This window comes from Borreliella yangtzensis, from assembly GCF_014201775.1.
Classification (GTDB): domain Bacteria; phylum Spirochaetota; class Spirochaetia; order Borreliales; family Borreliaceae; genus Borreliella; species Borreliella yangtzensis.
In genome coordinates, this window is the sequence record NZ_JACHFG010000016.1 from 1 (window position 1) to 6,553 (window position 6,553).

Below are 6,553 nucleotides of genomic sequence, written 5' to 3' on the forward strand. Positions count from 1 at the left end.
GACACTCTTTTGTTGTGCTTATTAATACTGAAGGTGATAATTCTGATGATGGACTTACAGTATACAAAGATGATTATGATAAGTTCAAAATGCCTGCAACTTTTTTTGTATTCTCAACTAAAGAACAAGAAATAAAAGAGCTATTTAAGGATAAAGGTGAAGTTGAAAAAGAAAGAAATATTGTCGTTTATAGTAACAATAGAGACAATCTACATTTAAAATTTGTAAGTGCATATTTGCATCAAGCAAGTATTTTCCACTCTGTTAATCCTTATGGTATGCCACTAGCTGCTAAACCACTTCTTGATGATTCTGCAATTAAAAAGTTAAGAGATGCAAAAATCAACTTTTACTCACTTCTTAATGAAACTGGACTTGATGGAGTATCTGCTTTTAAAGAGGGTGTTGATCTATCTGGAAAATCAATAGATGAACTATTTACTTACCACTATATAAAAAATGAGGCTATTGTTGAGCTTATTCGAATTTGGAATAAAAACAATAGACAAAACAGCAAATTATCTGCACTACAACTTAGTGGCGCTAGAGATAATGCATATACTTCTGCTATTGAATGCCTGCTTAAACGGTTTATAGATAGAGGCCTAATTGTAGAATATAAAGACTTAAAACTTACTCTTTCTGGTACTAAACAGCTTAAATTAGAACTTAGTGTGAATATTACTTACAACTTTAGTATTAATGCTGTTGCTTTAGTAATTACTTCTCAAGATATAGTTGATTATCAAAATAGTTTAAACATATAAGGAGTTAATATTATGCAATTTTATGATTTAAGAGAAGTTTACTTTTCAATAGGTGGTATACAGCTGCATAGTGGCAAACTTGAGCTTACAAGTGAGCCTACAACTAGAGCCGTTGTTAGTACTGAAGATAAAGGAATGCCTGTAATAAGCTTAAGGGATCCCAAAACTATAACTTATATTTTTAACATTGAAGTTACTCTAGGTAGTCACGATTATATTGCACTAACTGAAATTTCAGATGATCAGTTTTATAACATGGATGTTAGCAAATATGATAAAATGCTTGATTTAGCATTCAATGATAGAATTGCTACAAAAATTATTTCTAACCATGCAATTTTTACTGAAGAACCATCAAGAAATTATTCAGCTGAAGCTGAAAAAGTGACTTTTGAAATTAGGGCTATTAATTGCCAAAAAACACACCCAAATAAAAATTAAAAGGAGCGTCTTTCTATGATAATGAGATATAAAATGAAAATTTTAACCAAAAATAAAACATATGAGTACCCACTTAGAGTATTACCGGTCTATGAATGGGATAGAGTACTAGGCTTTAATCAAAGCGACGCCATTTATAAGCTTAATGAGGTGAAATATTTAAGAGAAATTACAAGCTTAATGATAAGCCCAAGATTTTTAGATGAATTTTATGTAATCTTAGACGCAAATAGAGAATTTATATCTTACTATAAGGACTATCTTGTTGCTATTATCTACACCGCACAATTCAATACTTTTCAAGCAGATAATGATTTAAAAAAACCCGCTTTAGTATTTTTAAGTGAATATGAAAACAATGTTGGTGATTTTGTTACTTTTGACTATATCAATGATAATTTTTATTATGCAAAAGTAACTTCTACACTTACATCAAATTCTACTGAACTGGTTGCTAAATGAGCAAAAAAATAAGTAAAGAAATTGATAAAACTATTGCGAGTCTTAATGAGAGCAGAAAAAAGTATTTCGCCTTACTTGATAAAATTAAAAACGATAAATACTATTTTCCAGTAATTATGAATATTTGTTCATACGATGATGTTAAGAAAATGCCTTATGATGAGCTTTTAGAAGTTAATCGTATAGCTGATCTAAAATTAGAAAAAGAATTGTATGAATTAATTTTAGGTAAATGAGGGCTTAATGAGCGACAAATTCACCATTAAATTTAAAGGTGTTCTTGATCATGCAGCAACAAAAAAGGCTATTGAACAAGACATTACCAAAATGGAAAAATATCTTAAACCCAAAAAATCTAATTTGGGTAGTACTAAAGATATTGTAAAAAGTAATTTGTCTGATAAGAAAAAAGAACTAAGCAAACAATCTAAATTTGAAAGCTTAAGAGAGCGTGTTGAGAAATATAGGCTAACACAAACTAAAAAGCTTATGAAACAAGGCATGGGCTTTGAAAAAGCTAGAAAAGAGGCTTTTAAAAGGTCTTTAATATCTGATAGAGATAAAAGACGCCTTGAATATAAAGAACTTGCAAAAGAATCAAAAGCAAAAAGTAAATTGTTAGCAGCCTCTCAAGGGAAAGGACTTGTTGCCAAAATTGCTATAGGTAGTGCCCTAGGAAATGTTATTGGCAATGCTATGAGTAAAATTGGAGGCGGACTTATTGGGTTTTTATATGGTTTTGCAAAAAAATCAGTTGAAGATAAAGCAAAACAAGATGATTTACAACAACTCAATAATGTGATTTATACGGAACAAGAACGAACTAAAATTTTGGGAGCTCTTAAGGGAATGAAAGGATTTGAACGCAATTTAGAAAGAGAAGACTTGCTGCGAACAGCAAGTGTACTTAGAGGTGACTTAAGAAAATTGGGGCTTAATGATAAAGAGGGAGAAAATACATCTAATGCAGCAATACTTGCAGCTCGTTTAAAAAGTACTGGTCTTGCAAGTAGCAACGAAAGCTCCGTTGAAATTGTTAGCGAAATGCTTAAAGGGAATATGCAAAAAGCTTATGATTTGATGAAACCTATAGACGATTTTGGGAAAAAATATTTAGAATCTGCTAGAAAGTTAATCGAAATGAAGACTCAAGAAGGGGGAGATTTAAAATTGCGCCCGCAGGCGATTAAGGATCTAATGAAAGATTTACTATCTTTAAAGATTACAGGACATTCTGATGAACTTAATAGAGCTAAAAGTAATTTAGCCAAATTAGAGCAAAATCTTCAAAACGCAACCACTAAGGTTTTGATGCCAATAATCGGCAAAATTTCCGATTTGATTGAGAAAGTTATGAACTTTAATTTTAAGGATTTGATAAACGATATAGTCAACGGCATAAAAGATGGTGTAAAAGGGGCTCTTGGCGGAATTAAAGACATTGGTAGCAAAGTAGGCAATGTTGTTAGTACGGGCTTTAGTTACCTTAATCCTTTGGGTGATAATTTTTTAGGCGGAATTTTCAATTCTCGTGGGCATAACAATAACGATGATTTTGGCAACATTCCATAAGAGGCGATTTTATGACTATTACAAACATAAATATTGGCGATGAAGTTAAAACAACAACACCTGTAGAACAAGAAAATTCTGCGGGCATTATAGATACATGCAACAATAGAAAAGAGGGGGAAATGTCTTGTGAAGAGATTATGCGATTATTTAAAGATGTATCAACTCAAGTATTTTCCCTTTTTGGAGCAGATAATTTTTTAGTGCTATTCCCACGACAAGATTTAAAAGGTTTTGGTTATGTGCCCCAATTGTTTTTTATAAAACCAAAAACCGAGCTTATAACACGGACTTACAACACTAGTTGCTCTAAGCGCCCAGTTATCAACTATTATGATAGAAAAGCGGAATATGTAAGCTACAACCCCGTAATGACTGGGGAACATATCTCATTAAACGGTGGGGTACTAACATCTCTTTACAAAGAAATGCTTTACCCACTAAAAATGACTGTTTTTGGCAATTCTTTACTCCGTTTTGATGTCCACCTTGCAAAAGAACAATTAGCAAACAGAATACAAGCTCAAGTTCCTTTTACTATCTACAGTCCAACTTTTGGCCTAAAAGAATTGGCCATAATTACAAGCCTTACATTTAAGGACACTCCATTTATTGATGAAGTTGAGGTGAGTCTTTCAATAGAAGTAGTAAAAACATTTGCACCAGAAAAATATAAAGGATAATCAATGTTTTTAAGTTATGACTTTAAAATCGAATTTTACAACGAAAAACAATCTTCAAAAAAGGATACAAAAAATGGGGATTCTTTTTCAGAGGAAAATCCTAAAATTGTTATCACCACACAATGTGGAATTCATGTTGATATTACTATCGCTAATGTATTTTCAAATTATAATTTTGTAAAATCAAAACAAGCAAAAATTGTACTTTGGAACTTGCCGCTAAACTTCACAGACCATATCAAATTAGGAGATATAGTAAAAATATATTATAAGAAATTTGCTTATGAAAAAAACTTTGATTTTATAATGGCGGGTTATCTAGGGACTCCCATGAGCACTGATTATCCTGGTGGAGATTTTAGTGTCGAGCTTGATGTTCGTTTAGCAGTTAGTAGCAACTTCTTCAATAGGGAGTTAAAGAACAAAAGCTTTAAAGGTATGACGGTTGAAGATGCTATAAAATCTGTATTCCCTAATCGCAATATCATTACCATGGATGAAGAAGATAAACTTACAGTGATTGACAAGAATATTTATGCCTCAACACCAAAAGAGTTTATTGAAAAAATAAAAGGGGTATACATTCATAATGTAATAGCTGATTGTGGTACCAATGAATCCCAAATTGAATGTATTTACATCTTTACTAAAGATAGCAAAACTAAAACAGTTGAGAACTATAAAGCTTTAGAAGATTATGGACTTGAATTTATACCACAACAAGAAATTGCCATTGAAAGCGAATACAATCTGAAGCGTATATATTGGAACGCTAAACTATTCTATACACATAAAATAAGAGTTGGCGATAAAGTTTCATTTATAGACGGACTAGGGAATATTATCAAAAACACTGTATTAGAGACAAGCGTAGCACTTAGCAATACAGGAGATTGTTCATTAACACTTAAGCTCTATGATGAGGCTAATACTTCACCTATGCCTAAATACTAAAGGGGATTTAGAATGACTAGAGACTATAAAATTTACAGAATGAATCAGCGCCTTTATGGACATGCGTTAGCACAAGAAGATGTAAAAAATTGGATTTATTCAAATATTTTCATAACTCGAATTGGCACTGTAAAAGAATTTAAACAGCAAACACAAGAGGCTGTAGTTATAATACCAGAATTTAAAGACTTAGAAATTCAAACAAAAAATATATCTAATATCAGTTTTGAACTATCAAAAGGTGATACTGTTATACTACTTCAATCAAGCATTAACATTTTTGATAAAAATGACGATATCCATTTTTATAAACATCATTTTTATATACTTAGTGCAATTGGTCCAAAAACTTTAAATTTAATTTCTGATACTGTTAAGATAAAAGCAAATAGTAGAATTGAAATAGCCAATCAAACAACTAGCTTGAAAGAAATTCTAAATAGTATTGTAAGTGCTATCAACGGTATATCAGTTAAAGGACAAGCGGTTGTTAACTATGAAGCATTAACGCCAATAACTTCTAGAATTTCTGCTAATATCAACAGCTTGTTTAAGTAATTTTTGCTAAATATGGTATAATTATTAGTATGGATTTAAGAATTAGTAATGATTTTAAATTGATATTTAATAACGATGTATCAATTGTTGATGGAATTGATGAGCAAAAACAAAAACTGTTTTTATTCTTAAAAACACTAAAGGGAAGTTTAAGCTATGCTCCTAATTGGGGACTAGACTACTATTTACTTTTGAAACTACTCAAGATTAACAATCTTCAAGCTATAAAAAACTATTTTTATGAAATATCTAAAGAACTTAACTTAGATATAATAAATATTTCGACTGCTATAAAAGCTCGCAAGGCTCATATATCCTTTTTTTTCTCAGGAGACATTTTGAATATGGAGTTTAATTTATGAGTATTGTTTTTGATTCTGATTTTGGAATTTTAAAGCGTACAATTAAGGACATAGTACGGACTAAAAGAGAGTACTTACGAGCAAATTATGGAATTAACATTGATGATAGTAATAGCTCGATTTACAACATGATTGCATCTTCTTTAGCACTTATTGAAGAAGAAGTAATTGACGAACTTAATCTCTTTTTTTCTAAAATGAAACCGGGTGGTAGCTATTGGACTGCAATTGAAGAGCACATTTCTTCTAAAAGCGCAACTTATAGCGCAGTTAGAGCTGCTTTACTTAATCTTCATGGAATAGAGTATGCAAATATTAAAAGTTCTGCTGGTAAAGCTAATATATACCTAATTTTAAAAGAAGATTTACTAGACGCGGGTAAAACCACTATTAATAATTCAGAATTTAAAGCAAAACTTTGGGAAACATTATATCTTACAACTCCTAGTGGCACTTTACTTGAGGGAGATATAGAAATTGATGGACTCAACCCAACTGGACAACATAAATCTTATAAAATATCGCTGGGAAAACGAAAATATGTTTATATGAAAGTAAAATATAAACTTGACCTTAAAAACTATCTCTACTTAAACATAGATTCTCAAATTAGAGACATATACTCTAGGATTATTTCAAATAACTATGCTGATATGGGAATTAGTTTTGAATATCAAGATTTTTTTGCACCAGTTAATGAAGTAAAAGGAATTAAGTTCATGGAAATAAGCGCTTGTGTTAAAGATACAGACAC

At 31.0% G+C, this 6,553-nt stretch carries 10 protein-coding genes; all 10 read left to right on the forward strand.

Going from position 1 to position 6,553, the window contains the following annotated elements:
- Nucleotides 1-767 (forward strand): DUF787 family protein (locus HNP68_RS05780; RefSeq protein ID WP_183221355.1); only part of this gene is annotated, 767 nt, incomplete at its 5' end.
- A 12-nt stretch (nucleotides 768-779) separates the two neighbouring features.
- Nucleotides 780-1,208: a DUF1463 family protein gene (locus tag HNP68_RS05785; RefSeq protein ID WP_183221357.1), complete on the forward strand. Its 429-nt coding sequence runs from the start codon at nucleotides 780-782 to the stop codon at nucleotides 1,206-1,208.
- 15 nt (nucleotides 1,209-1,223) lie between these two features.
- Entirely contained in the window at nucleotides 1,224-1,670 is a 447-nt protein-coding gene (locus HNP68_RS05790) for a DUF1473 family protein (protein ID WP_183221359.1), read from the forward strand.
- Nucleotides 1,667-1,906, forward strand: a complete 240-nt coding sequence (locus tag HNP68_RS05795) for a DUF1322 family protein (RefSeq protein ID WP_183221361.1) — start codon at nucleotides 1,667-1,669, stop codon at nucleotides 1,904-1,906. The genes HNP68_RS05790 and HNP68_RS05795 overlap by 4 nt, the downstream gene beginning before the upstream one ends.
- 7 nt (nucleotides 1,907-1,913) lie before the next feature.
- A complete protein-coding gene (locus HNP68_RS05800) occupies nucleotides 1,914-3,242 on the forward strand; it encodes a DUF759 family protein (RefSeq protein WP_183221363.1) in 1,329 nt (442 codons plus the stop codon).
- Nucleotides 3,243-3,364: 122 nt separating this feature from the next.
- A complete protein-coding gene (locus tag HNP68_RS05805) occupies nucleotides 3,365-3,925 on the forward strand; it encodes a DUF792 family protein (RefSeq protein WP_235684954.1) in 561 nt (186 codons plus the stop codon).
- A gap of 3 nt (nucleotides 3,926-3,928) precedes the next feature.
- Nucleotides 3,929-4,879, forward strand: a complete 951-nt coding sequence (locus HNP68_RS05810; protein WP_183221367.1) for a DUF693 family protein — start codon at nucleotides 3,929-3,931, stop codon at nucleotides 4,877-4,879.
- A gap of 12 nt (nucleotides 4,880-4,891) precedes the next feature.
- Nucleotides 4,892-5,437: a DUF777 family protein gene (locus HNP68_RS05815; RefSeq protein WP_183221369.1), complete on the forward strand. Its 546-nt coding sequence runs from the start codon at nucleotides 4,892-4,894 to the stop codon at nucleotides 5,435-5,437.
- A gap of 29 nt (nucleotides 5,438-5,466) precedes the next feature.
- On the forward strand, nucleotides 5,467-5,799 hold the full coding sequence (locus tag HNP68_RS05820; protein ID WP_183221371.1) for a contractile injection system sheath initiator: 333 nt from the start codon (nucleotides 5,467-5,469) through the stop codon (nucleotides 5,797-5,799).
- Nucleotides 5,796-6,553, forward strand: a 758-nt coding sequence (locus tag HNP68_RS05825) for a DUF276 domain-containing protein (protein ID WP_183221373.1), incomplete at its 3' end; no start/stop codon positions are given. The genes HNP68_RS05820 and HNP68_RS05825, both read left to right, overlap by 4 nt.

Bases quoted from the DNA above. Each gene is read 5' to 3' on its own strand.
- HNP68_RS05785 (WP_183221357.1), top strand. From the start codon at position 780: ATGCAATTTTATGATTTAAGAGAAGTTTACTTTTCAATAGGTGGTATA.
- HNP68_RS05790 (WP_183221359.1), top strand. From the start codon at position 1,224: ATGATAATGAGATATAAAATGAAAATTTTAACCAAAAATAAAACATAT.
- HNP68_RS05795 (WP_183221361.1), top strand. From the start codon at position 1,667: ATGAGCAAAAAAATAAGTAAAGAAATTGATAAAACTATTGCGAGTCTT.
- HNP68_RS05800 (WP_183221363.1), top strand. From the start codon at position 1,914: ATGAGCGACAAATTCACCATTAAATTTAAAGGTGTTCTTGATCATGCA.
- HNP68_RS05805 (WP_235684954.1), top strand. From the start codon at position 3,365: ATGTCTTGTGAAGAGATTATGCGATTATTTAAAGATGTATCAACTCAA.
- HNP68_RS05810 (WP_183221367.1), top strand. From the start codon at position 3,929: ATGTTTTTAAGTTATGACTTTAAAATCGAATTTTACAACGAAAAACAA.
- HNP68_RS05815 (WP_183221369.1), top strand. From the start codon at position 4,892: ATGACTAGAGACTATAAAATTTACAGAATGAATCAGCGCCTTTATGGA.
- HNP68_RS05820 (WP_183221371.1), top strand. From the start codon at position 5,467: ATGGATTTAAGAATTAGTAATGATTTTAAATTGATATTTAATAACGAT.